Annotated in this window: 3 protein-coding genes; all 3 read right to left on the bottom strand. The window is 54.2% G+C overall.

All coding sequences use genetic code 11. From position 1 onward, the window contains the following. Positions 1 to 488: 2-dehydro-3-deoxygalactonokinase (locus PPL9_RS33570; protein WP_208989554.1), on the bottom strand; the 488-nt coding region annotated here is incomplete at its 3' end. A 119-nt stretch (positions 489 to 607) separates the two neighbouring features. After that, positions 608 to 1,456, bottom strand: coding sequence for a carbohydrate ABC transporter permease (locus PPL9_RS22225; protein WP_057464780.1), 849 nt, complete (start codon positions 1,454 to 1,456; stop codon positions 608 to 610). Position 1,457: 1 nt separating this feature from the next. Further along, the coding region (locus PPL9_RS22230; RefSeq protein WP_082597038.1) for a sugar ABC transporter permease at positions 1,458 to 2,146 on the bottom strand (689 nt) is incomplete at its 5' end.

The following is a 2,146-nucleotide window of genomic DNA, read 5'->3' on the forward strand; positions in this document are numbered from 1 at the left end:
AGGCAGAAGACGCCGGATTTGTCTGATAACTCATCCAGAATGCCGAGCAGGAGTGTCTCTTCACCGCGCATAACATCCGGCTGCTGCTCTGATTTTTGACAGAGACCGGGCACTATGAACGGTTGGATGAGGGCATTCCTTGTTTTGGGTGCAACCAGATGCTGGTGCAGTTCTGTCAGCTTGGTTGGCACAGGCACATATTCCGCCTCTTGCCAGCCCTGACGGCTGCCAGCCATGCCGCAAATGAACACTTGCGTTGGTTTTGCGTTGCTGTGTAACCAGTCTCCGATCAGACCCAGCAAAACACCTTCAAATTCAGAAGGTTGCAGTGTTCCCGCACCTTGCGTTGATTTTGCGTTGTTTTGCGTTACACCGTTTTCGTCAATCAGCCATGCGCGAAGACTGGAGGTCCCCCAGTCCACGGCGACCCAGCTGCTTGCAGTTGTGATCTGACGGAGGTCGTTATCTGGCGATGCCACTTGGTTCACTTATGCCCCCTGTTCCCTTTTATGTTTATTATTAGCTTTAGGCACTTCATAAGCGCCTTCGGCATTGATGGATTTTGAGAAGCAGGATTGCTTGGGGCATTCCTGCTTGCGGTATTTTGTCAGCCCTTGGTCGCCCCCAGCGTTAGCCCTGCAATGAAGTGCTTTTGCATGAGGAAGAACATGATGACCGGCGGCATGGCTGCAACGACGGACCCGGCTGATACCAGATGCCATTGAGCAACCCACTGACCGTTGAGCGAAATGATGCCACCTGTGACTGGCATGGCGTGTGTGCCCTGCACCAGAACGGTGGCCCAGAAGAAATCATTCCAGATGAAGGTGAAGATGAGCACCGACAAGGCCGCGATGGCAGGCCGCATGAGTGGTAGCACAACGAACCAGAAGATACGCAGTTCCGAGACGCCTTCCACACGGGCGGCTTCGATCAGTTCACTTGGCAGTGCCTTGATGAAGTTACGCATAAAGAGCGTACAAAAGCCCGTCTGGAAGGCCACATGGAAGAGCACCAGACCTGTCACCGTGTCGTAAAGGCCCATCTTGAGCGTGAGATCACGAACCGGCACCATAAGGATCTGAAAGGGTACGAAGTTGCCAGCCACGAACATGAAGAACAGCCAGAGATTGGTTTTAAACTTGTAGGTCGCCAGCGCGTATCCGGTCAGGCATGACAGGGCGATGGCACCAATCACGGTTGGAATAGTGACCTTGAACGAGTTCATGATGAACAGGCCCATGGGCGTGTTTTGGAAAACGGTCAGGTAGTTGCCCAGCTCAAACGAGGAGGGCACGCCGAAGTAGTTGCCCATGGCAAGGTCTGAGCCCGGGCGGATGGAGGTGACCATGATGCCGATCAGCGGCAAGAGCCAGACCACTAAGGAGATTGGCAGTGCAACCTTGTAGGCGACACGGGTTGGTGCGGATGCATTTGCGACGGGAGTTGGAAACATCTTAGTAGCCCTCCCTCTCATCTTTGAGCATACGCACGATGAAGAGCGTGATGAACACCATCATGATGGCGAAGAGCACAACAGCGATGGAGGCGCCGTAGCCCATGCGGAAGCCATATTCGGACAGTGCTTGCTCGTACATGTAATAGGAGAGCACACGACTGGACCCGTAGGGGCCACCGCTGGTCATGATGGAGACCAGATCAAACGAGCGCAGCGCGCCGATGATTGTGACGACAACTGCGATGAAGGTGGCTGGGCGTAGCTGCGGGATGATGACATACCAGAGCATCTTCCAGCCTTTTGCCCCATCCAGCCGCGCCGCTTCGATCTGGTCTGGCGAGACGTTGTTGAGGCCCGTCAGGTACAGGATCATGCAATATGCGATCTGCGGCCAAAGGCCAGCAACGATGATGCCATAGGTGACAAAGCGCTCGTCAGCAAGGATGGCAATGCCTTCCACGCCCATAAACTCCAACAGCTTGGTGAACAAACCGAAGTTTGGGGCATAAAACCACGAGAAGATGAGGCCGACGACAATCTGACTGATGACAAACGGGAAGAAGAACAGAGACTTATAGATACGGATGCCCGTCACAGTCTGATTGAGGAAAATCGCAATCAGTAATCCGGCAGGCACCGCCAGCATGTACAGCACGAGCCACAACACGTTGTTGTACAGCGCGGTGT

The organism is Pseudovibrio sp. POLY-S9, assembly GCF_001431305.1.
In the GTDB taxonomy this organism is placed as follows: Bacteria; Pseudomonadota; Alphaproteobacteria; order Rhizobiales; family Stappiaceae; genus Pseudovibrio.